The 24,358-nt window shown below is 61.7% G+C and carries 29 protein-coding genes; 18 read left to right on the top strand and 11 right to left on the bottom strand.

The window, feature by feature from the left end; genetic code table 11:
* Positions 1-354 precede the first annotated feature (354 nt).
* The 3 genes from DT070_RS13520 (at position 355) to DT070_RS13510 (ending at position 2,689) form a co-directional block, all read left to right on the top strand.
* Positions 355-909: a DUF3455 domain-containing protein gene (locus tag DT070_RS13520; protein WP_122955872.1), complete on the top strand. Its 555-nt coding sequence runs from the start codon at positions 355-357 to the stop codon at positions 907-909.
* 376 nt (positions 910-1,285) lie between these two features.
* Positions 1,286-1,876 (top strand): DUF3455 domain-containing protein, encoded by a 591-nt coding sequence (locus DT070_RS13515; protein ID WP_122955871.1) that lies wholly within the window; start codon positions 1,286-1,288, stop codon positions 1,874-1,876.
* 237 nt (positions 1,877-2,113) lie between these two features.
* Complete coding sequence (locus DT070_RS13510; protein WP_164483759.1) at positions 2,114-2,689, top strand: DUF3455 domain-containing protein; 576 nt, start codon at positions 2,114-2,116, stop codon at positions 2,687-2,689.
* A gap of 99 nt (positions 2,690-2,788) precedes the next feature.
* On the opposite strand, the gene DT070_RS13505 is transcribed toward DT070_RS13510, so the two are convergent.
* Entirely contained in the window at positions 2,789-3,169 is a 381-nt protein-coding gene (locus tag DT070_RS13505) for a hypothetical protein (protein WP_122955869.1), read from the bottom strand.
* Positions 3,170-3,299: 130 nt separating this feature from the next.
* Here DT070_RS13505 and DT070_RS13500 point away from each other — a divergent pair, with 130 nt between their 5' ends.
* From DT070_RS13500 to DT070_RS13485, 4 genes are all read left to right on the top strand, one after another.
* On the top strand, positions 3,300-5,147 hold the full coding sequence (locus DT070_RS13500) for a glutamine--tRNA ligase/YqeY domain fusion protein (RefSeq protein ID WP_122955868.1): 1,848 nt from the start codon (positions 3,300-3,302) through the stop codon (positions 5,145-5,147).
* Positions 5,148-5,569: 422 nt separating this feature from the next.
* Positions 5,570-7,435, top strand: coding sequence for an AAA family ATPase (locus DT070_RS13495; protein WP_164483758.1), 1,866 nt, complete (start codon positions 5,570-5,572; stop codon positions 7,433-7,435).
* 96 nt (positions 7,436-7,531) lie between these two features.
* A complete protein-coding gene (locus DT070_RS13490) occupies positions 7,532-8,152 on the top strand; it encodes a DUF938 domain-containing protein (protein WP_122955866.1) in 621 nt (206 codons plus the stop codon).
* 30 nt (positions 8,153-8,182) lie between these two features.
* Positions 8,183-8,779 (top strand): pseudouridine synthase, encoded by a 597-nt coding sequence (locus tag DT070_RS13485; RefSeq protein ID WP_122955865.1) that lies wholly within the window; start codon positions 8,183-8,185, stop codon positions 8,777-8,779.
* A 181-nt stretch (positions 8,780-8,960) separates the two neighbouring features.
* Here the strand turns inward: DT070_RS13485 and DT070_RS13480 are convergent, their stop codons facing one another.
* Genes DT070_RS13480 through DT070_RS13470 form a run of 3 tightly spaced genes read right to left on the bottom strand, consistent with a single transcriptional unit; the run spans position 8,961 to position 10,132 of the window.
* Positions 8,961-9,311, bottom strand: a complete 351-nt coding sequence (locus DT070_RS13480) for a DUF2200 domain-containing protein (protein WP_122955864.1) — start codon at positions 9,309-9,311, stop codon at positions 8,961-8,963.
* A 19-nt stretch (positions 9,312-9,330) separates the two neighbouring features.
* Positions 9,331-9,687 (bottom strand): helix-turn-helix transcriptional regulator, encoded by a 357-nt coding sequence (locus DT070_RS13475; protein WP_122955863.1) that lies wholly within the window; start codon positions 9,685-9,687, stop codon positions 9,331-9,333.
* Complete coding sequence (locus DT070_RS13470; protein WP_122955862.1) at positions 9,671-10,132, bottom strand: SRPBCC family protein; 462 nt, start codon at positions 10,130-10,132, stop codon at positions 9,671-9,673. The genes DT070_RS13475 and DT070_RS13470 overlap by 17 nt, the downstream gene beginning before the upstream one ends.
* Positions 10,133-10,395: 263 nt before the next feature.
* Between DT070_RS13470 and DT070_RS13465 the strand changes: the two genes are divergently transcribed.
* The 3 genes from DT070_RS13465 (at position 10,396) to DT070_RS13455 (ending at position 12,238) form a co-directional block, all read left to right on the top strand.
* Positions 10,396-10,617, top strand: coding sequence for a hypothetical protein (locus DT070_RS13465; RefSeq protein ID WP_122955861.1), 222 nt, complete (start codon positions 10,396-10,398; stop codon positions 10,615-10,617).
* Between the two features lie 8 nt (positions 10,618-10,625).
* Positions 10,626-11,540: a M23 family metallopeptidase gene (locus tag DT070_RS13460; RefSeq protein ID WP_122957400.1), complete on the top strand. Its 915-nt coding sequence runs from the start codon at positions 10,626-10,628 to the stop codon at positions 11,538-11,540.
* A gap of 182 nt (positions 11,541-11,722) precedes the next feature.
* Complete coding sequence (locus tag DT070_RS13455; protein WP_122955860.1) at positions 11,723-12,238, top strand: hypothetical protein; 516 nt, start codon at positions 11,723-11,725, stop codon at positions 12,236-12,238.
* 105 nt (positions 12,239-12,343) lie between these two features.
* Here the strand turns inward: DT070_RS13455 and DT070_RS13450 are convergent, their stop codons facing one another.
* The 3 genes from DT070_RS13450 to DT070_RS13440 form a co-directional block, all read right to left on the bottom strand.
* Complete coding sequence (locus tag DT070_RS13450) at positions 12,344-12,979, bottom strand: hypothetical protein (protein ID WP_122955859.1); 636 nt, start codon at positions 12,977-12,979, stop codon at positions 12,344-12,346.
* Positions 12,980-13,191: 212 nt separating this feature from the next.
* Positions 13,192-13,704, bottom strand: coding sequence for a DUF2242 domain-containing protein (locus DT070_RS13445; protein ID WP_122955858.1), 513 nt, complete (start codon positions 13,702-13,704; stop codon positions 13,192-13,194).
* Positions 13,705-13,957: 253 nt separating this feature from the next.
* The gene (locus DT070_RS13440; RefSeq protein WP_122955857.1) at positions 13,958-14,326 is read right to left on the bottom strand and encodes an RcnB family protein; all 369 of its coding nucleotides are present in this window, start codon (positions 14,324-14,326) and stop codon (positions 13,958-13,960) included.
* Between the two features lie 157 nt (positions 14,327-14,483).
* Here DT070_RS13440 and trxC point away from each other — a divergent pair, with 157 nt between their 5' ends.
* Positions 14,484-14,921, top strand: coding sequence for a thioredoxin TrxC (gene trxC / locus DT070_RS13435; RefSeq protein ID WP_122957399.1), 438 nt, complete (start codon positions 14,484-14,486; stop codon positions 14,919-14,921).
* Positions 14,922-14,940: 19 nt separating this feature from the next.
* On the opposite strand, the gene DT070_RS13430 is transcribed toward trxC, so the two are convergent.
* A complete protein-coding gene (locus DT070_RS13430; protein WP_122955856.1) occupies positions 14,941-15,537 on the bottom strand; it encodes a hypothetical protein in 597 nt (198 codons plus the stop codon).
* Between the two features lie 91 nt (positions 15,538-15,628).
* Between DT070_RS13430 and DT070_RS13425 the strand changes: the two genes are divergently transcribed.
* Complete coding sequence (locus DT070_RS13425) at positions 15,629-16,984, top strand: TAXI family TRAP transporter solute-binding subunit (RefSeq protein WP_122955855.1); 1,356 nt, start codon at positions 15,629-15,631, stop codon at positions 16,982-16,984.
* 199 nt (positions 16,985-17,183) lie between these two features.
* Positions 17,184-17,840: a GDSL-type esterase/lipase family protein gene (locus DT070_RS13420; RefSeq protein WP_122955854.1), complete on the top strand. Its 657-nt coding sequence runs from the start codon at positions 17,184-17,186 to the stop codon at positions 17,838-17,840.
* A 106-nt stretch (positions 17,841-17,946) separates the two neighbouring features.
* On the opposite strand, the gene DT070_RS13415 is transcribed toward DT070_RS13420, so the two are convergent.
* Complete coding sequence (locus DT070_RS13415; protein ID WP_122955853.1) at positions 17,947-18,564, bottom strand: hypothetical protein; 618 nt, start codon at positions 18,562-18,564, stop codon at positions 17,947-17,949.
* Positions 18,565-18,974: 410 nt separating this feature from the next.
* Between DT070_RS13415 and DT070_RS13410 the strand changes: the two genes are divergently transcribed.
* On the top strand, positions 18,975-19,442 hold the full coding sequence (locus DT070_RS13410; protein WP_122955852.1) for a TerB family tellurite resistance protein: 468 nt from the start codon (positions 18,975-18,977) through the stop codon (positions 19,440-19,442).
* A gap of 28 nt (positions 19,443-19,470) precedes the next feature.
* Here the strand turns inward: DT070_RS13410 and DT070_RS13405 are convergent, their stop codons facing one another.
* Positions 19,471-20,040: a hemerythrin domain-containing protein gene (locus tag DT070_RS13405; RefSeq protein WP_255416829.1), complete on the bottom strand. Its 570-nt coding sequence runs from the start codon at positions 20,038-20,040 to the stop codon at positions 19,471-19,473.
* Between the two features lie 279 nt (positions 20,041-20,319).
* On the opposite strand from DT070_RS13405, the gene DT070_RS13400 reads away from it, so the two are divergent.
* Positions 20,320-20,757, top strand: coding sequence for a universal stress protein (locus DT070_RS13400; protein WP_122955850.1), 438 nt, complete (start codon positions 20,320-20,322; stop codon positions 20,755-20,757).
* 74 nt (positions 20,758-20,831) lie between these two features.
* Entirely contained in the window at positions 20,832-21,032 is a 201-nt protein-coding gene (locus tag DT070_RS13395) for a DUF2892 domain-containing protein (protein ID WP_122955849.1), read from the top strand.
* A gap of 21 nt (positions 21,033-21,053) precedes the next feature.
* Here the strand turns inward: DT070_RS13395 and ylqF are convergent, their stop codons facing one another.
* Complete coding sequence (gene ylqF, locus DT070_RS13390; protein ID WP_122955848.1) at positions 21,054-22,028, bottom strand: ribosome biogenesis GTPase YlqF; 975 nt, start codon at positions 22,026-22,028, stop codon at positions 21,054-21,056.
* A 222-nt stretch (positions 22,029-22,250) separates the two neighbouring features.
* On the opposite strand from ylqF, the gene DT070_RS13385 reads away from it, so the two are divergent.
* Together DT070_RS13385 and DT070_RS13380 are read left to right on the top strand one after the other, a co-directional pair.
* A complete protein-coding gene (locus tag DT070_RS13385) occupies positions 22,251-22,916 on the top strand; it encodes a response regulator transcription factor (protein ID WP_122955847.1) in 666 nt (221 codons plus the stop codon).
* Positions 22,913-24,340, top strand: a complete 1,428-nt coding sequence (locus tag DT070_RS13380; RefSeq protein ID WP_122955846.1) for an ATP-binding protein — start codon at positions 22,913-22,915, stop codon at positions 24,338-24,340. Before DT070_RS13385 ends, DT070_RS13380 begins: the two co-directional genes overlap by 4 nt.
* The last annotated feature ends 18 nt before the right edge of the window (positions 24,341-24,358 follow it).

Raw genomic sequence — 24,358 nt, 5'->3', positions numbered from 1 at the left:
TGACGGCGTATCGAAGCCTGCCCCCGTCGCGCACCGGCCCTTCGATACCTCAGGGCGAACGGAATGGGGCAGTTCCACTGTCAGCATGGGCCGTGGAACAGGCTTCCGAACTTATGCATCAAATCGGCCTCTAGCCCAAGCAGGGCATTGGCTAACAGCTACCAATTTGATAGCAACGCCCCAGATGCAGGCAGTGGGCGATCGTGGGCCTCATCCGCTTTTTGAATCCAGCGCAAAGCCCGCCGCGTACTAGCAACAGGACGCTCCGCGCCACACCGTCAACAACAACGGCCGGCCGCCCTAGCCCAACGCCGGCCAACCCTGGCCGGTTCATAAAAAACCAGGAGTTAAAAAATGATGTTACGTACTGCTACCGCCTCAGCTTCAGTGCTGTTCGTATCCCTGCTCGCCGCCTGCGGCAGCATGGCCCCCATGAAACCGATGTATTCGCAGGCCAACCTGCCCGCCGCCGTGCAAGTGCCCGCCGGCAACAAGGTCGCGATGGAAACCGTCGGCGTGGGCGAGATCACCTACCAGTGCAGCGCCAAAAAAGACATGGCCGGCCAGTTTGAATGGGTGTTTGTCGGTCCTGACGCCAAGCTCAACGACCGCAGCGGCAAGCAGGTCGGCAAGTATTACGGCCCGCCCGCCACCTGGGAAAGCATGGACGGCTCCAAGCTGACCGCCACACAAATCGCCGTGGCCCCCAACGGCACGGGCAACATCCCCTCGCAACTCGTCAAGGCCAACCCTGCCATGGGCAGCGGCGCCATGAGCGGCGTGACCTACATCCAGCGCGTAGACACCAAAGGCGGCGTTGCACCCGCCATGGCCTGCGCCGCCGGCAATGTGGGCGCCAAGCAGATCGTGCAATACCAGGCCGACTACATCTTCTACAAGGCGATGTAATTCTCTCTACAACTGCCCTCCCGGATACGCCGCATACCGGGAAGCCCCACCCGTTCTCCTCTAGGGTGAGCAGCCGGCTCTGAAGTTAGGCGGGGCCGGCTTTCAAGCCCACAGACTTTCCGCAAGGACGGTTCTGTGGGCTTTTTTGCGTCTTTGTTTGCCTTGGCACTGGCGGCCATCCCGGCCCGCCGGTTTTGCCCGCATCGAGTCCGGCAAGGCGCTGGCAGCCGGGCTGCGCGGCGTCCTACAGATGTTTTCACGGCGTCGGGATTTACTGCACAGGAGGCTGAAAAACAGCCCGGAACAGCAAGCCAGGAAGAAACGCTTTGCTGACAACAACAGAAAACACAGAAAACAGAAACTACCGAGGAACACCATGAAAAGCACACACAACACTCTTTGGGCCGTTACGAAAAGCGCCGCCGTCACGGTCGCGATGATTACCGGCACCGCCGCGCTGATGACCGCCTGCTCCGGCGTTGCACCGCTCCCCAAGGAATACACCCAGGACCAGCTCGACGCGTCAATCGTCGTGCCGCCCGGCCATGTTGTGGCGCTTGAAACCACGGCCAGCGGCCTGCTGCACTACGAGTGCAAGGCCAACGCCACCACCGCCGGCACCATTGGCTGGGTTCTGGTTCGCCCCGAGGCTGAACTGGTGGACCGCACCGGCAAAACCGTCGTCAAATATTCGGGCCCGCCCGCCACCTGGACGCACATGGACGGCTCCAGCGTCGTAGGCACCCAGGTCGCACTGGCACCCCGCGTGGGCGCCACCAACCTGCCGCAGCAATTGTCGACCGGCGCATCAGCCTCTACACCCGGCGCGCTGCAAAACGTCACCTACATCCAGCGCATCAAGACCAAAGGCGGCCAGGACCTGAGCAAGGCCTGCACGCAAGCCGACCTGGGTGACAAGCTGACGACGTCGTACCAGGCTGACTACATTTTCTGGAAGGCCTCTTAAGGCGGCCATTCCAGGCGCGCCCTCAAAAGCGCGCCCGTCCATTGCTGCCAAGTGGCAATGGAACCCAAAGCCCGCAGGCTCACGCCGCGGGCTTTTCTCTTTTCTGCCTCCATGCGGCAGGCATGTCCCCGATGCCGATGTTTCCCCGCACGCTTTCCCCTCGGCCTCCTACAGACTGCGGTTGGCTGCGCTGTTTTACTGAGCCTGACACCACCGCCTCGCTACCTGGAACCCACCGTGAACATCAAAGCCCCTCGTTTCCCCCTCGGCGCAGTTCAACGGGCGCTCCTGCTCGCCGGGGCTGTCGCGGCGCTCAGTGCCTGCGGCGTGCGCCAGCCGAATCTCCAGGCCCAGCAGGAATTGCCGGAGTCCATACGTGTGCCGGCAGGCCACACCGTCGTGCTTGAAGCGCAAGGCCGTGGCGACCTGCTGTATGAATGCCAGGCCGTCAAACGCTCACCCTATGAATACGCCTGGCTGCTGCAGACGCCGGGCCTGAAATTGCAAGACAGCAGCGGCAACACCGTCATGTACTACCCCGGCACGCGCGCGCGCTGGGAACACAGCGACGGCTCCAAAGTCACCGCGCAAGAGCTGGTTGAAGTGCCCGGCAACCAGCAAAACCTGCCGCTTCAGCGGGCCATGGTCAAGCCTTCAGACACCTCGGGCGCCTTGGCCAACATCAGTTACATCCAGGGCCGCAGAACGGTGGGCGGCGTCGTCGCCGACCCGGCCTGCACCGCCGCAGGCTTGGGAATGCGCAGATGGGTGACGTACGAGGCCGACTACCTGTTCTGGCGCCCGGCCGCCTGATGGTCAGTGACCGCGTCTGGGCGGTTTGCTTTCACCCACAAAAAAAGCCCGCACGAAGCGGGCTTTTTTGATGGGAGGCAAGCTGCCGGTCAGCAGGCCTTAACGATGGCCGTGACCGTGGCCATGGCGCCAGCCCGGCCGCTGGTAATACACGGGGCGCGGCCCGTAATAGCCGCGCGGGCCGTAGTACACAGGGGGCGGCGCATAGTACACGGGCGCGGGCCTCACATACACAGGACGCGGGTAGTACACAGGCGCAGGCTGGTAATACACGGGGGCGGGCTGCACATACACGGGTTGCTGGTACACCGGGTAGGCATTGGTCACCCCGACCTGCACACCAGGAACGCCGACGCCCACGGAAAAGGTCACGTTGTCGCGGGCCTGGGCAGCACCGGCAAAGCCAAAGGCGGCCAGGGCCAGCGCGGCTGCGGCGCCAAACACGGCGACGGAGCGGTTTGCCTTGATTGCTGTCTTCATGATGGTTCTCCTTAAGAAAGGTAGGAAGGGCAGGAAAAGCCCATATGCTTATTAAACGCAGCACTCCGGTAACGGCGTACCGGATGCACAGTGAAGAGCGTAGCCAAACGTAACCCCCTAAAATCCCCTGATGACCACCCCTGTCCCCTCCAAAGCCGCCCCCGCCGACAAAGAAACCCACAAACCCAGCAACTTCCTGCGCCAGATCATCGAAAAAGACCTGGCTGAAGGTACTTATGCCAGCCGCCGCTGGGGCGGCAGCCCCGGGGACGCCGCCCACCACGCTGGCGGCCAGCCCGACCCCGCCAAGGTGCGCCTGCGCTTTCCGCCCGAACCCAACGGTTACCTGCATGTGGGCCATGCCAAGAGCATTTGCCTGAACTTCGGCCTGGCGCGCGACTATGACGGTGTGTGCCACCTGCGCTTTGACGACACCAACCCTGAAAAAGAAGACACCGAATACGTCGACTCCATCAAAGACGCCGTGCAGTGGCTGGGCTTTGACTGGCACAACAAGGGCGCCACCGGCGAAGAAAACAACCTCTACCAGGCCAGCGACTACTTCGACTTCATGTACCGCGCAGCCGAGTACCTGATCGAAAGCGGCAACGCCTACGTTGACGAGCAAAGCGCCGAAGAAATGCGCCACAACCGCGGCGACTTCGGCCACCCCGGCACCAACAGCCCCTTCCGCGGCCGCACCGTCGCTGAAAACCTGGCGCGCTTTCGCGAAATGCGCGACGGCAAACTCGCCGACGGCGCCGCCGTGCTGCGCGCCAAAATCGACATGGGCTCGCCCAACATCAACATGCGCGACCCGGCCATCTACCGCATACGCCGCGCCCACCACCACAACACCGGCGACAAATGGTGCATCTACCCGATGTACACCTTTGCCCACCCGGTGGAAGACGCGCTGGAGCAAATCACCCACAGCATCTGCACGCTGGAGTTTGAAGACCAGCGCCCGTTTTACGACTGGCTGCTCGACCGCCTGGCCGAAGGCAAGCTGATCGCCACGCCGCACCCGCGCCAGTACGAATTTGCGCGCCTGAACCTCACCTACGTGCTCACCAGCAAACGCAAGCTGGCCCAGCTGGTGAACGAAAAGCGCGTCAGCGGCTGGGACGACCCCCGCATGCCCACCATCGTCGGCCTGCGCCGCCGCGGCTACACGCCCGAAGCGATTCAACTCTTTGCCGAACGCATTGGCGTCACCAAGAGCGACAGCTGGATCGACTACAGCACGCTCGAAGGCTCGCTGCGCGACACGCTGGACCCTATCGCCCCGCGCGCCATGGCCGTGCTCGACCCCGTCAAGCTGGTGCTGACCAATTGGGACGAAGTCATGGGCGCAGGCAAGCTCGATGATTGCTCGGCGCCTGTACACCCGCACCACGAAGAAATGGGCAAACGCCAGTTCAAGATCGGCAAGGAAGTCTGGATTGAACGCACCGACTACGAAGAAGTGCCACCCAAAGGCTTCTTCCGCCTCTTCCCGCCCCACACCAACGCCAGCAAACAAGCCATCGCCGGCAGCAAGGTGCGCCTCAAATACGGCCACGTCATCGAATGCACAGGCGCAGTGAAAGACGCCAGCGGCAAAGTCACCGAAGTACACGCCACGCTGATCCCCGACACCAAGAGCGGCACCCCCGGCTCAGACGCGATCAAGGTCAAGGGTGTGATCACCTGGGTGGGTGTGAACGACGCAGTGCAAGCCGAAGTGCGACTCTATGACCGCCTGTTCAGCGTTGAGCACCCCGGCACCGGTGACAAAGACTTTCTGGATGAGCTGAATGCAGACAGCCTGAAGACCGTGACCGCTTATGTCGAGCCATCACTGACGAATGTGCCTGCCGGTACGCGCTTTCAGTTTGAGCGGCATGGGTACTTTGTGACTGACCTGGTTGATCACTCTGCGGGTAAAGCCGTGTTCAATCGGGTGACTGGTATGAAAGACTCGTTCAGTAAGTAACAACCCAAATACCCATATGTGCACCAGGTCTCTGACCCCAAAGGGATTCAGTAGAGCTCTGGTGGCGGTGCTTGTGGGGCGTGGCAAATCCTCTATTTGCACCGGCCGCCATTCGTGCGCGCCGAGCTCGGCGCCGCCGATGACTTTTTTTAATCAGCCATCAAGCACGGCGTCCAGGCCGCGCAGGCTCAATGCGCTGCCGCCAACCCTCTCTAAAGACGCCACGGCAGGCGTTAAATACTGGAAGGTCGGCTTTGCGGCCCAGCCATCAAAACGCGCCGTTGGGCTTTTTCACCGCGACAGTTTTGCAAAAACAGCGTCCAATCCAGTAACACTGAATTTAATGACTCACTAAACCAGAAACTGCTTTCGCATTTCCGATGGAAAGTTAAGTTGGCATCAAAAACATCATGGAGGGACAAATGAAACTAGCAAGATTTCGCATCCGAAACTACAAATCAATTGTTGATACGGGCGACTGCTACCCCACCGGAACCGTGACGATTTTTGCCGGAAAAAATGAAGCTGGTAAAAGCTCTATCTTGGAAGCGTTGGAAGACTTCAACTACGGATCGAAAATTCGTTTAAAAGCTATTCCAATTACCGATCCGACCGCGAAACCATCAATTGAACTCGCGTTTGACGTACCCAAAGCATTCATAGTTGCGATAGTTGGAACACTTAAGCTTGACAAGCTAGCTCAAGAGAAATTTATTGAACAACTTAGCGAAGTTGAGCAAATAGATATAACTAAAACTTATCCCGATGAGTACGAGATTTTCAGTGAGTTCCTATCAAAAATTCCAAATGAAAAGCCACCCGAGCTTCTCACGTTGCTTTCCTCATTTTTAACAGTAGTTAATTCTTTAGCTACTCATCAAGCAATCGCCAAACATTCACTTCCCAAGCTTGATGTAAAAAACAAAAATGCTGAGGATTCGATTGCCGAAATTGATAAATACAAGGCCGCGGTTCTTCCTTGGCTTGCTGAGCTGCCGCCCGATGAGAAAGAACAGTTCCTCGGAAAATTGAACGCTTTGAAAGTTCACACCATCCACCATGCAGAGCTCACAACCACAGCGCTCAATGAGTTTTCGGTTCAACTTCTGAAGAAAATCCCGAACTTCGTTTTGTTTAGTGCTTTCGACGATATTTTTCCCAACGAAATACCGCTTACCGAGCTCAAGACGAACAAGTGGATTGCTGATTTATCTGCGATGAGTGATATCGATGTGGAAATGATCACAGGCGAGAATCGCAGCGCAAAGAAACAGCACAAGCATCTTTTAAACATCGCACTAAACAAGGACTTTAGTCAGTTTTGGACGCAAGATCTATCCAAACTTTCGGTTGACTGGGACAACAACACTCTGGACTTTTGGATTGAAGAGAAGGGGCAGTTCTACCCGCCCGAGCTGCGTAGCCAAGGTCGGCGGTGGCATTTAGCTTTTTACATTCGAGTTTCAGCGAGAGCTCGCAGCGATGTGCCAAATATCATCCTCATTGATGAGCCAGGGTTGTACTTGCACGCCACAGCACAACGAGATGTGTTGACGCACCTTGAAGACTCAAGTCAATTGCGCCAGGTATTGCTTTCAACTCATTCGCCCTACCTTATTGAACCGGAGAAGCTAGATCGCATACGTCTTGTCCAGAAGAGCGACGACCGCGGAACCTTTGTCGAGAACAAAATTCACGCCGTCTCGGACAAAGAAACGCTAACACCCATACTCACGGCGATTGGACTAGAGTTAAATCAGGGCATTGTGGGTGCTAATCAAGTCGACAACATAGTTGTAGAAGGACCATCCGACTATTTCTATCTAACGGCATTGAAAGAGCTTACAGGCGCTTTGAGTGCCAACTTCATATCTGGCGGTTGCGCGGGGAACATGCCAAAAATTGGAACCATTCTTCAGGGGTGGGGGTGTCGAGTAATTTATCTTTACGACAATGATCAAGCGTTCAAGGATGGAAAGAAGTCAGTCAAAAAAGACTGGGCGGCCATATCAAAAGACTGGCTGCTTACGGTAAATGTTGAGGGCTCAATTGAAGATGTCTTTTCCAAAGATGAATTCGCCTCAATAGTTGGCGTAGATCCAGCGGAAATAAGTCAAAAAAACTCTGTATTCATGAAAGATACTCGACGCGATAAAGTCCTCCCCGCTCGTCAGTTCCTACAAAAGGTACGGGATAAAAGCGCGCCCACATTGAGCACTCAAACGCTCCAACAGGTCACCATTCTGATGAACGATCTTTCGGACAGGTTAAGGCGCCAGACCGCCTGAGCTTGGTATCTAGAACCCTTACTTCAGTTTTCATCGCTAGACCGTCAACTAAATCAAATTGCTTTAACTGCCTTCACCAGAACGTAGTTTGATCAAATGTTTACACCATTCAGCCCCGCAGCAGACCGCAATAAGCGGCCCATCCTCGATGTCCTGCGCGAAGTCTTGCCTGAACGCGGCATCGCGCTGGAGATCGCCTCAGGCACAGGCCAGCACGTCGCGTGGTTCGCCGCAGCACTTCCGCAATGGACATGGCAGCCTACGGATGCGATGTCTGCCTCCATGGAGTCCATCTCTGCCCACGTAGCCGATCAGGGTTTGAGCAATGTGCGCCCTCCCCTGGTGTTCGACGTGATGGCGCCCGAGTGGCTACCGGCAACTGAACAGTTCGACCTGATCTACTGCGCCAACATGCTGCACATCTCGCCCTGGGCGACTTGCGCTGCGTTGATGCAGGGCGCCGCTCGGCACCTGGCGCCGGGTGGCGTGCTGGTGACTTATGGGCCTTATCTGGAAGACGGCGTACCTACGTCGGAAGGCAATCTCTCCTTCGACCAAAGTCTGCGCATGCAAGATCCGTCGTGGGGCATCCGGCGCAAGGAAGATGTGGCGCAGGAAGCGGAGCGCGCCGGCTTGCAGTTGCTTGCCCGGCACGCCATGCCGGCCAACAACCTGCTGCTGGTCTGGGGCAGGTCACCGCAGCAGTCACGCCAGTAACTGCGTCACTCGTGGGCGTACCATCAGCCCATGCCCTTTGCCGACTCCCCACTGCCGCTTGCCGGCATGCCGCCGCGCCTGATCTGTTTTAACAAGCCGTATGGCGTGCTGAGCCAGTTCACGGCTGAGGGCCGCTGGCGTGGGCTCAAGGACTTTATTGCCTTGCCAGATGTGTATGTTGCCGGCCGGCTGGATGCGGACAGCGAGGGCTTGTTGCTGCTGACGAGCGACGGCGCGCTGCAGGCGCGCATCAGCGACCCGCGCTTCAAGATGGAGAAGACCTACTGGGTGCAGGTGGAAGGTGTACCGGACGAGGCGGCGTTGGCCGCATTGCGACAGGGCGTTGAACTCAACGATGGCATGACACGCCCGGCCAGCGCCGGGCTGATCGACGCGCCGCCGGGCCTGTGGGAGCGCGAGCCGCCTGTTCGCGTGCGCAAGGCCATTCCTACAACGTGGCTGCAACTGGGCATTCGTGAAGGTCGCAACCGGCAGGTGCGGCGCATGACTGCCGCCGTGGGCTACCCGACCTTGCGGCTGATTCGTTCGTCCATCGGGCCCTATGCGCTGCACGGCCTGGCGCAGGGCGTGTGGCGTGAGGTGGAAGAGCAGGCCGAAACCCGTTGAGGCGTTTGCCTGTACCTGTGCGCGTGCAGGCCCTTCGATACCTCAGGGCGAACGGACTGGGGCGAACGGAGGCAAACCCTTCGACAAGCTCAGGGCGAACGGATTGGGGGCAAATGGATCGCAGCGCAAGGATTCGGGGGCAAACGGGTTGAGGTGGATGGATTGGGGCACATCAGTTGGCCTACTGCCGCAGAATCTTCTCCATCGCCTTTCCTTTGGCAAGCTCGTCGATCAGCTTGTCCAACCAGCGGATTTTTTGCATCAGCGGGTCTTCGACTTCTTCTACGCGGATGCCGCACACCACGCCTTTGATCAGCGACGTATTGGGGTGCATGGCCGGGGCCTGGGCAAAGAACGTTTCGAAATCGTTTTGCTTTTCGATTTGACTGTCCAGCGCCTTTTGGGTGTAGCCCGTCAGCCAGCGAATGATCTGGTCGACTTCTTCTTTGCTGCGGCCTTTGCGTTCGGCTTTTTGCACCAGCATCGGGTAGACCCTGGCAAACGGCATCGTGAAAATCTTGTGCTGGGCCATGTGACTTCTCCTGCAGCGACTACGCCTCTGCCTCGAGCGAGGCTTTCAACCGGCCCAGGGCCTGGTCCCACTGCTGGGCAATCAAGTCCAGTGAGCGGCGGGCTTCGTCGAGCTGCTGCGGGTCAAACTGCCACAGGCGCTCTCGCCCTACCTTGACGTGATGCACCAGCCCGGCGTCGGCCAGCACATGCAAATGTTTGGTGACGGCCTGGCGGGTGATGTCGGTGGTGGAGGTGAGCTGGGCGATGGACACGGCCCCGCCCACGCAGAGCACGGCCACCAGGCGCAGGCGGGTTTCGTCGCCAAGCGCGGCGAAGACGCCCGCGGGGCCGGGCTGGGGCTTCAAGGCTTCAGAAGGTTTAGTGCGTGCTGACATATGCCTGGATATTGTCCATCTGGCCTTCCCAGCCGCCGGTGTTCATGCGGATGGCTTCGGCGCGGCGGGCCACGGGGATCTTGTCAAAGCCCGATTCGACCACGGTGAGCAGTGTGCCTTTGCCGGTGTCTTTCAGCGTGAACTCGACCAGTGTGGTCGGCTCTTTTGAATAGTCGATGGCCGGGTCAACCGCGTAGGGGTGCCAGCGGTAGGAAAACAGTTTTTCCGGCTCAATGCGTTCGACCAGCGCCTCAAACGTCACGTGCTGGTAGCCCTCAATGGTGATCTGGCCCTGCACCTGCTGGCCGGCGACGAAGTGTTTGCCTTTGAGCGCCACACCAAACCAGCCGCCGAATTCTTCGGCATTGGTCAATGCGCGCCAGACCCGCGACACGGGGGCGTTGATCAAGATGCTGCGCTCAATACGGTCAGTGGATGAAGTCATATGCAATCTCCTGGTTGCATGAATTATGCACAGGCCAACCTGATAATGCAACAATTTGGTTGCACGAATTTGAAACGATTTGAAGCAAGCGGCCAGCCATTGCAAGCAGGCCAAATTCCCCTGCAGAGCGCAAGCCCATCACCGGCGCCGGGCCAAAACACCCCTCAAAGTGAAGTTCGCCTACACGGATTTCCCCGTGCAGCGTGTCAAATAAAGATGTACGGGTTTACAGCCCACCTCGTCCAACCCAGCAGGAGACAGCCATGCCCCAGTTCGCCAAAATTACCGGTGACGTGACTTACACACCGGGTGACGGTGCCCCGATTGAAATCCCCCGCGATACGCGGGTCGAAGTTGCGCTGGAGCCCGACAGCGCCACGCTGAGCTGGGATGCCGGCGACGGCGTGGCCTCAGTGACGGCGATTCCGCGCATCCAGTTTGACGACTATGTGAAAGACGGAAAGATCACGCTGACGCCGCAATAATGGGCGCCATGTTTGCTTTTGATTTGCACCCTTCCCTCTCGCCCGCTTCAAGCCCTTCTTCGCCCTCTTCGCAGTTCACCCGCCGCTCTGCGCTGTTAGGCGGCTTGGGATTGTTGGCTCTTCCCGTATCGCACCTTGCCGCGGCAACCAGCGCAGCACCGCTGAATGTCTGGCCCAGGGCGCTGCAGGTGCCCGGCGGCGTGGCGCGCCTGTCTTTGGGCCCAGCTGCCGAGCGGCCTGCCGCGTATGCCGGTGATGTGCCTGTGCTGGTGGTGGGCGATGCAAGCGGGTGGACAGCTATCGTTGGCATTGCGCTCGCGGCCGAGCCGGGCGAAGCCAGCATCGCGGTAGAAACCGCCGGCGGCCGGCGCACCGTGCCCTACACCATCGCCGCCAAACGCTACAGCGAGCAGCGGCTGAAGGTAGAGCCGCGCACCGTTGACCTTTCCCCCGAAAACCAGGCGCGCTATGAGCGCGAGCGCGCCCACCAGGCGCTGGTGATGGCGACCCTGACGGAGCCGCCGCGCGCCGCCTCCTTGCGTATGCTGGCCCCGACGCCGGGGCGCCGCTCCAGCTCGTTCGGGCTGCGGCGCATCTTTAACGGCCAGCCGCGCAACCCGCACAGCGGCATGGACATCGCGGCCGGCACCGGCACGCCGGTGGTGGCGCCGCTGCCTGCGCGGGTGATCGACACCGGCGACTATTTCTTCAACGGCAACACCGTCTGGCTGGACCACGGCGGCGGGCTGCTGGGCATGATGTGCCACCTGAGCGCCATCGACGTGAAGCACGGCGACGTGCTGAAAACCGGCGAACGCCTGGGCGCCGTGGGTGCCACCGGGCGTGTGACGGGGCCGCACCTGCATTGGGGCGTGATGCTGAACCGCACCATGGTGGACCCGGCGCTGTTTCTGGACGCCTGAGCCAGAATCCCGGAAATTCAAGCAAAAAGTGCCTGAAGCCAAGGCACCGCCTTGGCCCACAGCTATCAAAACAATAGCGAACGGGGTCCAGTCTGGGCACCCCTCTCTACTCCACTAGGTCGCACTCACTAGCAAAAAGCGGGAAGATGAATCATTGTTCAACCAACATTGAAGGAATCACCATGACCGCCAAGAACCTCTCTACCGTTGCCAGCGACCTGATCGAGTCTTACGGCAAGACCGCCCAACACGTCATCGACGCCTACCGCGCCGGCGGCGAGCGCGTGGTGACCTTGCTGGAGCAGCGCTGGAACAAGGCCCTGAAGCAGTCGCGCACCGAGCTGACGGCTGAAACCGCGAAGAACGCATCGGCCGCACAAGCCGCCTTCAGCGCCTACTACACCAAGGGCCTGATCCTCACGACCAACGGCGCACAGCAAGTGGTGAGCCAGCTCGTGAAGGTGGCAGAAGCCGGCGTGGAACGCGCAGCCGCCAATGCCAGCCTGTTTGAAGAAAAAACCGGCGTGACCACGCTGAACACCATTGCCCAGGCCACCGCCCCCGGCGCATTGGCACTGAGCAAGCTGGCCGCGCAGATCGAAGAAAAGACGGCCCAGTTGGCCAGCAAGATTGCCGGTAGCGACAAGCCCGCCACCAAGCGCAGCACGGCTTTCAGCCAGCGCCGCAAGGCCGCCTGATCGATTCGATCAAGCCCCGCGCTGAAAACAAAAACCCCGGCCAGCGCCATGCGCTGACCGGGGTTTTTTCATGAAGGCTGTGAGGCCTTCAACCGGGCTGAAGATTTAGCCGCGCGGATTGATCAGGCGCTCAACTTCATTACGCAAGTCAGTGAGTTCCGCACGCAGCTGGCGGCGCTCCTGCTGCGTCACGATGCCGTCGGCGCGGTAGGCGGCCTCGCGGCGCTCAATGGCCTGCTCGCGCTGCTGCAAGCGCCCTGCCTCCTGCAGGCTCAGGCGGTGGGTGCGCACGCCTTCGTCAATGCGCTGGCTGATGGCGAATTCCTGGCTGTCAATGGCGCCCAGCCTGCCGCCTTGCTGCGCAACGGGCACATTGCGGTTGTTGGCAATGGCGCGTTCGACTTCGGCGCTCAGGTTGGCCATGTCGGCGCGCAGTTGCTGGCGCTCTTGCGGCGTGACGCGGCCGTCTGATTTGTAGGCAGCCTCGCGGTTCTGGATGTCGCGGTCGCGGCGGTACAGATCGCGCGCTTCAGAGGGCGTGATGCGGCCGGACTGCAAGCCCTCCTGGATGCGGTTGCTGACAGCTTGCTGGGCGTTGTCGATGCCGGGCGTTTGCACCTGGCGTGGTGCGCCGGGCGCATAGATCGTGTAGGGGCCGGGCTGCGCCATCGCGGGTGCGGCGGCAAAACCGGCTGCCAGGGCGGCGGCGATCATCGATGCGGTCAGGAATTTCGATTTCATGGTGGCTCCTTTGCTCATTCCGAAACACCCGCCGGGATGGCTTGTGCTTCAGTGATTTCATCGTGAGCCGCCAACGTAAAGACGGCGTATTGAACGCGTAATGGCGAAGCAATAAAGGTGTAACGCCGGCGCGCTTCAACCCTTGCTTTACCCCTTGTTTACCTCGCGGCATACCGGGGTATCAGGATGTGTTTGCCGCGGTCAGACAGCGCCTACTTCGCCTCCGGCGGCAAGTCGTCAACCGTTGCCAGGTATCGGCCCACCAGCTCAAAGAAGCCGTCATAGAACTCGTCCGACGAAATCGTGACGCTGCCCACTTTCACCATCGACTCGTTGCTGGAGGTGAAGGGCAAAGACACCGAACCGATGGCGCCCACGCCCAGGCTGGCGGAGTTGTTGCTCTTTTTGAGCTGGTAGCTGTCTTGCAGCGCCGTGACAAAACCCAGGCTGACCTTGCCGTCGGCGCTTTCGGGCGCGCACACCACGCGGATCACCATTTGCAGGTGCGACTCGGCCTCAGGCTGGAAACTCTTCTGGCCTTCGACCAGGTCTTTGCGGGCCGTGTTGATGATGTAGCCCTGGCTCAGCAAGGCACGGCGTGAGGCTTCGCAGGTTTGTTCTGCGGTGGCGTCAAACAGGCGTGAATAGGTGGCGGTGGAGCCGAACTTTTCCTGCAGCGGAAACGTTTTCACGCCGCTGCCGCAGGCCGCAAGCAAACCGGCCATTCCTAAAACGACCAACAGGCCTGCGCGGCGGGCGCCTCGGTGGTGTGTCGATGGCGATGTCAAAACTCGGTACTCCTTTGCATATCTGAAACGGGCGGGATCTGTCTTTTGACAGTTTCGGCCAAACGGCGCGGCTGCCGCTGTTTCTTCGCGTTTGATTTGTAAGCGGTCGCAGGGTGCCTGGCTGTGGCCCACAAAAAAGCCGCCCGGTCGGGCGGCTTTTCGAGTGGCCGGTGCAAACCTGCCGGCCAGTTTACTGGCCCAGGTTGATCTGGAAGATGATGTTGGTGCTGTCGGCCACCAGCACATAGTCACCGCCGGTCTGCACCCAGTGGTAGCCGGGGGGCGGCGCGCTCAGGCGGTGGCCGCGCCAGTCGTTGACCCAATACCCCTTGTCGCGGTACTGAACAGGCAACTTGCCGCCGCGGTAAAAATTGTGGTCAGGGCCCGCACCGCGGCCGCCGGCCTGCGCGTGGGGCGGCGGGCCGTGACGGTGGTGTTTGGCTTTTTTATGTTTATGCCCATGTCCGTGGTCATCACCGTGATCCTTGGCCATCGCCAGCCCGCCGAAGGCGAGCGACACCGCGGCCAGGGCGGTCATCATCAATGTTTTTGTTTTCATGGGGTCCTTTCGTTGTGGAGAGCCTCGATTGTTCCCCCGCGAAAGGCCCACACACGTAGGCAAAGCACCCGTTCTGCTTCTTTTACGCCGGCTTTGCAGGGCCTTTACCAAAGCGCCAATGCTTGAAAACCCCGCCTCCGCCCTCAAAATACCTTTTATGTCCGACCCGCTCCACATCGTCTGCCCGCATTGCCACACCACCAACCGCGTCCGCACCGACCAGCTCGGCAGCGACCCGACCTGCGGCAGCTGCAAGAAAGCGCTTTTCGTCGCCCATTCCACCGCACTCGATGAAGCCGCATTCGACAAACACATCACCCGCAACCAGATCCCGGTGCTGGTCGACTTTTGGGCCCCATGGTGCGGCCCCTGCCGCCAGATGGCCCCGGCCTACGAGCAAGCCGCCGCACAACTTGAGCCGCATGTGCGCGTGGCCAAGGTCGATACCGAAGCCGTACCCAACCTGGGCGCGCGTTTCAACATCCGCAGCATCCCGACCCTGGCCCTGTTCAAGAACGGCCGCGAAGTCGCGCGCCAGGCCGGCGCGATGGGGGCGGCCGATATCGTGCGATGGGTGCAGGCGAATTTGCGATGAGTCCGCGCGCCTGAGGGCTCTAGGGCGTACCGGCTTTGGCGTCGCCAGCGCGCGCCGTCCAGAAAACAGCACTCCACTCCAGCGGGTTCCAGCTTTGGTCGCGGTTGTACTCCAGCGTGCCGTTGGGCAAAGTCCAACGCAATACCGGCCCACCCAACACTGAAACAAAACCCGCCCGGTTGGCCTTGCCGTATTGCGCCACCAGGCGGCCACGCCATGTGCCGTGCACCCACCACGGCACATGCACCACCACAGAAGTCAGCCGGCCCTTGTTGAGAAAGGCGGCCAACGTCAGCGCAGCGCCGCCATCGGCCTTGTCGATGCCTGCCCAGCAAATCCTCTCTGCCACCCTGCCCGGCTGGTCGGGCTCGTTGTAGCACTGCAGCGCAAGGCCTTCAAAGTGTTTGCGCAGGGCGGTCTCGTCCATCTGCCCCGATAGCTGGGCGTAGCGCATCGACACCTCGGGAGACGTTTCAGTCACCCAAGCGCGATAGGTGGGTATGCGGTTGAAGTTGAGGGCGCCCAACACCAGCACCACACAGAGCAGCGCCACGATGGTCCACTTGATCCACGTCTCTGTTCGACTTTCGATTCGCGTTTCGGTCGATGCGTCCATGTTTTGCCTTGTCCCTTTTCTTTCTCCGAGCCTTCAAGCATATCCGCGCACCCCGCTTTCGCGCCCCGCCCTCTGTGGGTAGACTGCACCCATGCTGATCATCCCCTCCCTGAGCCGCAAGCAGACCTTCTTCCTTGCGGTGGCCATCATTGCTGGCCTGGCGCTTTTGCTGTCGATGTTTTCGCGCTCGATTCTTCCGGCGCCGCCGGGGCGGGTCGAGATGACGACCGGGGCCGCGGAGGGAGCAGCGCACCAGTTTGCACTGAAGTACCAGGCCTACCTCAAGGCCAACGGCGTGATGCTGGACCTGAAGCCTTCGACCGGCGCGGTGCAAAACCTGGAGCGGCTGAACGCGGGCATGCCGATTGGTTTTGTGCAGGGCGGGCTGGGTTTGCTGCAGCTGGATTCGCAGGAGCCCGAGTCGAGCACGCCGCTGCGCTCACTCGGCGTGGTGGGTTATGAGCCGGTCTGGATGTTTGCCTCGCCTGCGCTGGCCAGGACATTGAGCAAAGGGCTGGGCCCGCTGGCGGGCAAGAAGGTCGCCGTCGGCGCGGAAGGCAGCGGCACACGCAAGGTGGGGCTGGAGCTGTTGCAGGCCTATGGCGTAACCGCCGCCAACGCCACGCTGCTGGCCGAAGGCGGGCAGGCTGCTGCCGATGCCCTGCTGGCGGGCAAGCTCGATGCGCTCATCGTCATCGGCGCGCCGCAAACGCCTGTGGTGCAGGCGCTGCTGGGCAAGCAGGACGCGGTGCACCTGGTCTCCATCGAGCACGCCGAGGGCCTGACGCGGCGGCTGCCTTATCTGTCGCTGGTGACGCTGAAAGCCGGCTCTGTCGACCCGGCACAAGACCGCCCGCGCCAGGACATCACGCTGCTGGCCACCACCGCCAACCTGGTGATCCACAAAGACCTGCACCCGGCGCTCGCCTACCTGCTGCTGGAGGCCGCGCGCGAGGTGCACCGCGGCCCCACACTGCTGAACCGCCCGGGCGAGTTTCCGAACGGGCGGGCGACCGAGTTCCCGCTGGCGGAAGAAGCGGCGCGCTATTACAAGGACGGCCGGCCTTTCCTGCAGCGATACATGCCCTACTGGGCGGCCAATGCGCTGCAGCGCCTGTTGCTGGTGCTGGTGCCGCTCATCGCGATTGCGATCCCGGTGTTTCGCATCGTGCCCAAGCTGTTCGAGTTCAAGGAAAAGAACCGGCTGTACCGCCGCTACGGCGTGCTGCTGCAGATGGAGCGTGACATCACTTCGCGCACGCTGAGCCCTGCCGAAGTGGCCGAGGCCACGGCCCGGCTCGACAAGATCGAGTACGAGGTCAGCCACATGAAGTTCTCGCTGGATTTTTCTGACCGGGTGTACACACTGCGCCAGCATGTGGACTATGTCCGCAAACAATTGCACGCCGCCGAGGAAAAAGCCGCCGGGCAGCCGCTGCAGGCGTAAAACTGGTTTGCTATTGATTCAGGAGCAGAAGGTTCATGGTGCATGCGGGCTGCAGCCACTTTTTTCTTAAGAAACCTGGCGCCTCGGTTGGTCACCTCCGTGAAGGCTTACCCGCATTAAACCCATCCCGGCGCGGGCTTTTGCCGGGCCGTTAAAGTCAATCGCCGCCAGGCCCCTGCCCTTTCAACACCCACCCGCCATGCACGCACCTGACAACACCTTTCGCCGCCATCTCGTACTGGGCAGCCTTGCCTCCGCCATGCTGGTGGCCACGGGCTGCTTCAAATCGGCCAAGCCCAAAGGCACTACGCTGGCCAAAGAAGCCACGCTGCTGTGCCTGGGCGATTCGCTGACCTATGGCTACGGTGCGGCGGCGGGCGGCAGCTACCCGCAGCAGCTGGAGCAGCTCACCGGCCACGTCACGCAGAACGCCGGCATCAACGGCGACACGGCCGCCGGCGCATTTGCGCGGCTGCCCGCACTGCTGCAGGAGAACACGCCCGGCCTGGTGCTGGTGTCCATAGGCGGCAATGACTTTTTACGCAACATGCCGCTGGACCGCACGCGCGCCGCGCTCAAAAGCATTGCGCAAACGGCAGCCGCCAGCGCGCAGGTGGTGCTGATCGCACAGCCCAAGCCCGTGCTGCTGGCCGCGGCCACTGGCTCGCTCAATGACCACGAGGTGTATGCCGATGTAGCGGCGGAAACCGGCACGCCGCTGTTTGCCGGCGGCTGGTCTTATGTGCTGTCGCGCAGCGAGCTGCGCTCGGACCAGATCCACGCCAACACCGAGGGCTACAAGGTGTTTGCCGAACGCCTGGCCGCCTGGCTGCGCGAATCGAAGTTCATCGCCTGACAGCCGTGAAAAAGCCCGGCCCCTCCCCCTTGCGGGAGCGGGGTGCCGGGCTTCAGGCGACTGCGGCGCAAGCACCTGGATCGCCTGGGCTGCGGGCCCTTAGCCTTTAGCCCTGTGCGCGGCGGTTGTTGCGCATCATGCGTTCGACCCGGTCGCGCAAGGTGGTGAGTTCGGCGCGCAGCTGGCGGCGCTCCTGTTTCGTCACCACACCGTCAGACTTGTAGCTCGCCTCGTGGCGCTCATAGGTGCGCTGGCGGCTGCGCAGGTCGCGCGCTTGGCGAGGGTTGATGTGCCCGGTGCGCACGCCTTCGTCGATGCGCTGGCCGATGTTGTATTCCTGGTTGTCGATGCCGCGCGTGTTGCCTGGACCGCCGGGGCTGCCGGGAGGGGCCACCACGACGTTGTTGGCGATCATGCGTTCGACGTCGCCGTTCAGCGCGGCCAGGTCGGTGCGCAGTTGCTGGCGCTCCTGCTGGGTGGCGCTGCCGTCAGACTTGATGCGCATCTCGCGGACGGAAATTTCGCGTTCACGCGTGTAAAGCGCCTGCGCTTCGGGAGGCGTGATGCGGCCGGCCTGCACACCTTGCTGGATGCGCGCGCTGATGGCCTGCTGCGTGTTGTCGATGCCCGGGGTGTTGGTGTTTTGTGCCATGGCCGGGGCGATGCCCAGGCCGGCCAGCAAGGCGCTTGCCAACAATGAGGCGGTAAAGAGTTTCGATGTCATGGGGTTCTCCTGCTTTTGGAATGAAATGGCCAGCGGCCCGGTGGGCTGCTTGCGGTGGCCGGAGTTGCCATCCCAGGGTGGGCAAGCGGCTCATTGAGCTGCTTTGCTGAACCGCTGCTTTTCAAGGGCGTTGCGTGATTCAGTGACTGCATTGTTCGCCCGCGTTTGTCCGCGGCTTGTAGGGGAATCGAACATTTACCCGGTATTTACCTCGCGACTACAAGCGGCGTACGCGCCGGCAGCCCTGGCGTGTGCGTCAGCGCACACAAGCGCACCCAGGCGCAGGCAAGCGATCGCGCTATGCTTTTGATAGCTACCGGCGCAAGTACCTCAAGGGCTTGAAGCCCTTTTGGCACTAAAGGAATACCGGGGCGTGATAGATTGCCGGCTCCCCACCCGCCAGGAAGATCATGCTGAAAACCCTCAAGGACCTGTTCGACAGCTTTACGGCGCCAGCCGGGGCGCCGTCACCGGCTCAACTTGAACACACGCTGCAACTGGCCACGGCCGTGCTGCTGGTGGAAGTCATGCGCGCCGACCCCGCCATGAATGCCCCGGAGCGAAGCGCGGTGCTGGGCGCCCTGCGCGAGAAGTTCAGCCTGGGCGACGACGAACTGCAGCAACTGGTGACCCTCGCCGAGCAGGAAGCCCGGGCGATCTACGACTACCACCGCTTCACGTCGGTCCTGAACGAGCACTTCTCGCAGCCGCAAAAGATCCGCATCGTCGAATACATGTGGCAGGTGGCGTATTCCGACGCGCACCTTGATGCGCATGAGAACCACCTCATCAGCAAGGTGGCCGAGCTGCTGCATGTGACGCACGGCGAATACATCGCGGCCAAGATGCGGGCCAGGGAAGACAGCGGCCACGGCTGAGGCGCGAGCCCGCACACGCCGCAATCACTCAGGCGTCGCCCAGCCCAATGGGTGCCGGCGCCTGCTGGACGATGCGGGTAAACAGGCGGTCATACACCGGGTCGGCGGCTTGCCTGCCGGCGAGCGGGTCACGGTTTTGCAGGAAGGCCGCGTCCAGCACCTTCCAGTCGGCGTCGGTCAATACTTTCGCTGCCTCCGGCAGGATGACCGTCTCCTCCAGCCGCATGTGCTCCAGGTAGAACTGGATATACCGCTGGCATTGAGCCTCAAATTCGGGCTTGCGCTGCTCACCCAGAAGTTCCCAGGCCAGCAGCAGGTGCTGAAGTTCCCTCACAGCCTTCTCGCCGTTCATGTGGTCCCGCTCAAGTTGCTCCACCGTGGCCATGACCGATGGCGCTGCCCGCACCACACGCGGGAACAGCAGGTCCGACTCTTTCGGGTGGTGCATGCGCTCGGGAAACTCGTCGATATAAAACAGCATGGCCCGCAGGACATCAAAAAACCGCTGCGCGCGGTCACCCGGACCGCGGGCAACCATCATCTGCATGGACCGCAGCATGGCGGAAAGGGAAGCGTGTTCGTCGAGGATGATTCGCACGCTGGCATGTTTGTGAATGGCAGCCTCCGTCAAATGATGCTTGGGAACACCAAGAATGCAGGCAGGCGCCGCGGCGGACTTGACGAAGATCAAACACCGCACATTTTTCATCGGCGCCGCCGCCGGGAGCCTGCCGGCCCGCCCCCGTCTTCAGGCCATGACTTGATTTACATCAAAGCCCTCCGGCCGCCACAAGCCTAGAGTGGTATGGCGCTTTTCCCACGAGCTTGCCGTTCCCACCGCACCCAGAGACGACCAGGAGATGACCAGGAGACCATCATGTTCAAACATATCCTTTTGCCGACCGACGGATCGCCCGCTTCCGAACGCGCCACCGCCCAGGCCGTGGCCTTTGCCAAAGACGCCCAGGCCCGGATAACCGGCCTGCACGTGATGCCGGAGTTCCACCTGGTGACCTACCAGATCGAGATACTGGAAGACACGCGCGGCCAGTTCATCAAGGACTGCCAGACCAAGGCGGATGCCTACCTGTCCGCGCTGAAAAAGGCGGCCGACAAGGAAGGCGTGCCCTGCGACACCGTGTGCGTCACCGGCGACTTGCCGCACGAAGCCATCGTGAGAATGGCGCAAGGCAAGGGTTGCGACGTGATCGTGATGGCCTCGCACGGCCGCAAGGGCATGGCCGGCTTTCTGCTGGGCAGCGAAACCCAGAAGGTGCTGTCGCACACCCAGAAACCGGTGCTGGTGCTGCACTAGAAGCGCTGCATGTGCTGAAACTTCAATTTCAAGCTTCAACCTGAAGCTTCAACTGTCTGACGAAGGAGTTCATCATGAAAAAGAACGTGGGTGCCGCAGACCGCGCGTTGCGTGTTGTGGTGGGACTTGTCATCCTCAGCCTGTATTTTTCCGTGGAGCCGGCGTACCGCTGGTGGACATTGCTGGGGCTGGTCCCGCTGGTGACGGGCGCGGTGGGCTGGTGCCCGGCTTACACGCTGCTCGGCATCAAGACGTGCGAGCCGGGGACTCATTAAGGCCGCGCACCCCGCGCGGTTTCAGGACTGGCCGTCTTCAGGGTCTGCGCCCTTCTGCGGGCGCGGAATCTTCTTGAACTTGATCAGCCGGTTGGTCTCGATCTTGTCTTTCTTGACCTGCCGCTCGGCGTCCAGCAGGCGGCCGGCGGCCAGCCATTCGGCGTACTCCGCCGGGGTTTCCAGCGTCACGCGGCCCAGCGTGGCGGAGCGGAATTCGTAAATCACGATCTCGGCGGCCTTTTGCAGGTTGATGCGGCCTTTGGTGAGCACCGCGCCGCGCTTGCGGCCGATTTCTTCCAGCATCTGCTCGTCGGTGATACCGGGCGTGACCTCGACCTTGTAGCGGGCCTCGAGCAGGCCGGGGTAATTTTTGATGAGGTAGTCGAGCAGCTCCAGCGCGACTTCTTCCTCGTTGAAGGCATTGCGGCCAATCGCGCCGCTGGCGGCCAGGTTGTAGCCGCTTTTGGCGACGATGATGCGCGGCCACAGCATGCCGGGCGTATCCCACAAATAAAAGCCGTCGGCCAGCACCAGGCGCTGCTCGACCTTGGTGATGCCGGCTTCGTCGCCGGTTTTGGTGGCACGCTTGCCGGTCAGGGTGTTGATGAGGGTGGACTTGCCGACGTTGGGGATGCCGCAGATCAGCACGCGCATGGGCTTGACCATGGTGCCGCGCGTCGGCGCCAGCGCGTGGCAGGCGTCGATGAGGCGGCGCGCGGGCGTGGTTTCGCTGGCGTCGAGCTCGATGGCGCGGGTGTTGGGCAGGCTGTTGTAGTACTCAAGCCAGAGCGGCGTGCGCGTGGCATCGGCCAGGTCGCGCTTGTTGAGCACCTTGAGCGCGGGCTTGCCGCTGGTGAGTTCGGCCAGCATGGGGTTGGCGCTGGAGCCGGGCAGGCGCGCGTCCAGCAGCTCAATGACGACATCAATTTCCTTGATGCGCTCGCTGATGGCTTTTTTGGTCAGGTGCATGTGACCGGGAAACCACTGGATGGCCATCTGGGTCTTTTCTTTCTGGGGTTGGGTATTCGGGGCATGGGGCGAAGACCCCTGCGATACACCAATTGTCGCCGCTGCGGCTCCGGGCGCCTCCATGCCGCAAAATGCACGGCTTCCCAAGCCCGTTTTTTTATTAATAAGTGATTAATCGGCCCCGGGCACGATCAGTGCTGGGCCACCTACGGCACCGCCCACCCCAAAGCGACCGAAAGAGACAAATCCGTGCACCTGCTCCTGGTTGAAGACGACGCGATGCTGGCCGAAGCGGTGTGCGATGCGGCGCGCCAGATCGCCTGGACGGTGGACCACGTCGGCGACGCCGCGGCCGCCAAGCTGGCGCTGATCGATCACGTCTATGAGGCCGTGCTGCTGGACCTGGGCCTGCCCGGCGATTCGGGCCTGGCTGTGCTGCGCACGCTGCGTAACCGTTATGACGTCACGCCGGTGCTGATCCTCACCGCGCGCGGGCAGTTGAGTGAGCGCATCACCGGGCTGGACGCCGGGGCCGACGACTACCTGGTCAAACCTTTCCAGCTCGACGAATTGTGGGCGCGGGTGCGCGCCGTGATACGCCGCAGCCAGGGCAAGGTGGTGCCCGTGCACACCTATGGTGACATCAGCCTGGACCGCAGCAAACGCGCCGTGACGCGCGCGGGCGTGCGTGTGGCGCTGAGCGCACACGAGTACCGCACGCTGCTGTGCCTGCTGGAGCGGCCCGGCCATGTCGTTACGCGCGACCACCTGGAAGATGTGGTCTACGGCACCACCTCGGCGATTGAAAGCAACACGATTGCGGTTTTTATCCACCAGCTGCGCCGCAAGCTGGGCGAGCACCTTATCACCACCGTGCACGGCCAGGGCTACATGATCGGCGAGGCCAAACCGTGAAGCCCTTCCCCTTCAATTTTCCGGCCAGGTCGCTCAAGGGGCGCGTGCTGTGCGTGCTGGGCGTCACCATCCTGCTGTGCTGGGTCGGCGCGCTCACCGTGCTGACGGTCTACACCCTGCGCGGGCAGAACAGCATCTGGGACAGCAAGCTGCAGGCGATAGGCACCAAGATCCTGATGTCCATTCCCAGCGGCAAGAGCCTGCAGCCCTCCGGCCAGCGGCTGCGGCTGCAGTTGCGCGACGAAGCCGTGCCGCGTGATGCGAACCTGACCTTCCAGGTCTGGACGGAACGCAAAAACCTCATCGTGGGCGCCCCTGACTCGCCGCCGACAGCGCTGCAGCCCACATTTGCCGACGGGTTTTCCAGTGTCACCATCGACGGCATACCCTGGCGGGTGTTCTCGGTGGCCGACAGCACCGGCGAAGTCAATGTGCAGGTGGCCATGCGGCATGACGTGATCGATGGAGAGATACGGCGCAAGACCTTTGGCGCCCTGGCCCTGACGACCACGCTGCTGGCCGTGGCGGGCTTGCTGATGTGGTTTGCGGTGGGCAAGTCGCTGCGCCCCCTGACGGCGCTGGAGGCCGCGGTGCGCAGCCGCCGCAAGTTTGACCTGACGCCGCTGCCGGTCACGCAGCTGCCCAGTGAAATCCGGCCGCTGGTCGAGTCTTTCAACCACCTGCTCGACCAGCTGGACCAGGCCATGCAAGGCGAACGCCGTTTTATCGGCGACGCGGCGCACGAGTTGCGCACGCCGCTGTCGGCCCTGCAGGCGCAGGCGCAGGTGGCCTTGCGCGCCACCACGCCGGCCGAAAAAGACGCCGCACTCGTCAAGCTGCTGGCGGTGGCCGAACGCAGCACCCGCCTGTCAGACCAGCTGCTGGACCTGGCGCGCATGGACGCGGGCGTGAACGCGCCGCAAAAAGTCCTGGCCGACCTGAGCGAGCTCGTCATGCATGTGAGCCAGGAGTTCGACATGCAGGCGCAGCAGCAGCGGCGCAGCATCATCCTGGCGCTCACGCCCTGCCCCATCGAATGCGATGTCGACGAGATCGGCATCCTCTTGCGCAACCTGCTGGACAACGCGCTGCGCTACACCCCCGAAGACGGCCGCGTGAAGATCAGCTGCGGCTACACGGAGCTCGATGGCAAAGACCGCGTGTGCCTGGAAGTGGCCGACGACGGCCCCGGCGTTCCCGAGGCGGAGCACGAGGCGATCTTCCGGCGCTTTCACCGGGTTGCCGGCAATAACGGGCACGGCAGCGGCATCGGCCTGTCGCTGGTGGCCGGCATCGCGCAGTTGCACGAGGCCAGCATCAAGACGGGCCCGGGGCTCGATGGCCGGGGGTTCAGCGTGCGTATCCTGTTCCCGCTGCCGCCACCGGCATCCAGCTCAATGGGGGCTGAGGTGGTGCCGGCGTAGCCAGCTTAGGCCGTGTAT

It is taken from the genome of Polaromonas sp. SP1, assembly GCF_003711205.1.
Classification (GTDB): Bacteria; Pseudomonadota; Gammaproteobacteria; order Burkholderiales; family Burkholderiaceae_C; genus Polaromonas.
This window is presented reverse-complemented; position numbering and strand designations above follow the sequence as displayed.

Bases quoted from the DNA above. Each gene is read 5' to 3' on its own strand.
- DT070_RS13520 (WP_122955872.1), top strand. From the start codon at position 355: ATGATGTTACGTACTGCTACCGCCTCAGCTTCAGTGCTGTTCGTATCC.
- DT070_RS13515 (WP_122955871.1), top strand. From the start codon at position 1,286: ATGAAAAGCACACACAACACTCTTTGGGCCGTTACGAAAAGCGCCGCC.
- DT070_RS13505 (WP_122955869.1), bottom strand. From the start codon at position 3,169: ATGAAGACAGCAATCAAGGCAAACCGCTCCGTCGCCGTGTTTGGCGCC.
- DT070_RS13500 (WP_122955868.1), top strand. From the start codon at position 3,300: ATGACCACCCCTGTCCCCTCCAAAGCCGCCCCCGCCGACAAAGAAACC.
- DT070_RS13495 (WP_164483758.1), top strand. From the start codon at position 5,570: ATGAAACTAGCAAGATTTCGCATCCGAAACTACAAATCAATTGTTGAT.
- DT070_RS13490 (WP_122955866.1), top strand. From the start codon at position 7,532: ATGTTTACACCATTCAGCCCCGCAGCAGACCGCAATAAGCGGCCCATC.
- DT070_RS13485 (WP_122955865.1), top strand. From the start codon at position 8,183: ATGCCCTTTGCCGACTCCCCACTGCCGCTTGCCGGCATGCCGCCGCGC.
- DT070_RS13480 (WP_122955864.1), bottom strand. From the start codon at position 9,311: ATGGCCCAGCACAAGATTTTCACGATGCCGTTTGCCAGGGTCTACCCG.
- DT070_RS13475 (WP_122955863.1), bottom strand. From the start codon at position 9,687: ATGTCAGCACGCACTAAACCTTCTGAAGCCTTGAAGCCCCAGCCCGGC.
- DT070_RS13470 (WP_122955862.1), bottom strand. From the start codon at position 10,132: ATGACTTCATCCACTGACCGTATTGAGCGCAGCATCTTGATCAACGCC.
- DT070_RS13465 (WP_122955861.1), top strand. From the start codon at position 10,396: ATGCCCCAGTTCGCCAAAATTACCGGTGACGTGACTTACACACCGGGT.
- DT070_RS13460 (WP_122957400.1), top strand. From the start codon at position 10,626: ATGTTTGCTTTTGATTTGCACCCTTCCCTCTCGCCCGCTTCAAGCCCT.
- DT070_RS13455 (WP_122955860.1), top strand. From the start codon at position 11,723: ATGACCGCCAAGAACCTCTCTACCGTTGCCAGCGACCTGATCGAGTCT.
- DT070_RS13450 (WP_122955859.1), bottom strand. From the start codon at position 12,979: ATGAAATCGAAATTCCTGACCGCATCGATGATCGCCGCCGCCCTGGCA.
- DT070_RS13445 (WP_122955858.1), bottom strand. From the start codon at position 13,704: ATGGCCGGTTTGCTTGCGGCCTGCGGCAGCGGCGTGAAAACGTTTCCG.
- DT070_RS13440 (WP_122955857.1), bottom strand. From the start codon at position 14,326: ATGAAAACAAAAACATTGATGATGACCGCCCTGGCCGCGGTGTCGCTC.
- trxC (WP_122957399.1), top strand. From the start codon at position 14,484: ATGTCCGACCCGCTCCACATCGTCTGCCCGCATTGCCACACCACCAAC.
- DT070_RS13430 (WP_122955856.1), bottom strand. From the start codon at position 15,537: ATGGACGCATCGACCGAAACGCGAATCGAAAGTCGAACAGAGACGTGG.
- DT070_RS13425 (WP_122955855.1), top strand. From the start codon at position 15,629: ATGCTGATCATCCCCTCCCTGAGCCGCAAGCAGACCTTCTTCCTTGCG.
- DT070_RS13420 (WP_122955854.1), top strand. From the start codon at position 17,184: ATGCACGCACCTGACAACACCTTTCGCCGCCATCTCGTACTGGGCAGC.
- DT070_RS13415 (WP_122955853.1), bottom strand. From the start codon at position 18,564: ATGACATCGAAACTCTTTACCGCCTCATTGTTGGCAAGCGCCTTGCTG.
- DT070_RS13410 (WP_122955852.1), top strand. From the start codon at position 18,975: ATGCTGAAAACCCTCAAGGACCTGTTCGACAGCTTTACGGCGCCAGCC.
- DT070_RS13400 (WP_122955850.1), top strand. From the start codon at position 20,320: ATGTTCAAACATATCCTTTTGCCGACCGACGGATCGCCCGCTTCCGAA.
- DT070_RS13395 (WP_122955849.1), top strand. From the start codon at position 20,832: ATGAAAAAGAACGTGGGTGCCGCAGACCGCGCGTTGCGTGTTGTGGTG.
- ylqF (WP_122955848.1), bottom strand. From the start codon at position 22,028: ATGGCCATCCAGTGGTTTCCCGGTCACATGCACCTGACCAAAAAAGCC.